The sequence below is a fragment of the Brevibacillus borstelensis genome, assembly GCF_037834415.1.
Lineage (GTDB): Bacteria > Bacillota > Bacilli > Brevibacillales > Brevibacillaceae > Brevibacillus > Brevibacillus borstelensis_A.
Genome location: NZ_JAUMSJ010000108.1, coordinates 1 through 758 on the forward strand (window position 1 = coordinate 1; position 758 = coordinate 758).

Here is a 758-nt window from a genome sequence, read left to right on the forward strand (position 1 = left end):
AAAAATAGACCCATGCTAATGGGTATTACGCCAATATAACACCTTTAAAAATACGGTGTCAATAATTTTGTATTAAATGGAACTTTTATAACGGAAGGTGCTTTTCGATGAGGGGTAAAGAGCTATTGACGGCAGAGCAGCGAGAGGAGTTTATGCAGATCCGGTCAAGCGGGAAAGAAGTAGAACATGCCATCCTGAAAATCACCGCTTGTATAGGTTAGGTTCCCTCAAGGAAAAGATTGCTGAAAATGTAGCTGAAAAGCTGGTCGTATATTTAGTCCTTAGCGTCTCCATTATGATTCGCCATATAATAAACCACGATATAATGCAAACTGCCTTGTTTAGTTGGCTCCTTTTCAAAACGATTGATGCTATACCGCTCCCCCATCTTTTCAATAAAACCCGGATTAGCGTGATAGTTTTTTTCCAGAATCTTATAGGTGATAGAATTTTACTAAAAAGCTCATCATTCCCCTCAACTGCTGGCATGAACATATTGCAACGCTAGTTCATCCGCTGCTTTTACATCGGCCGATGGCTTGCCTCCGCTGGATGATCCGCATGTGGCCAACAGCACCCCGCTGCCAGCAAAATAACGCGCGGCGTTCCTCTTCTTTGATCCGCAAATACATTTCCCGATGCTCAGGTAACAGAAATCTCATTGAACCAAAAATATCGTTCTTTTTACTTCCCACGTTTTCAACCGCCTCAACTGGAACGTATGTTTCTATATTGTCCTCGGTGATCCGTTTTATCAA

General features: G+C 42.1%; 1 pseudogene. It reads right to left on the reverse strand.

The annotated features are described in order from the left end of the window. Window positions 1-509: 509 nt before the first annotated feature. Window positions 510-758 (reverse strand): annotated as a pseudogene (locus tag Q3F21_RS27170) (hypothetical protein); the annotation flags it as partial.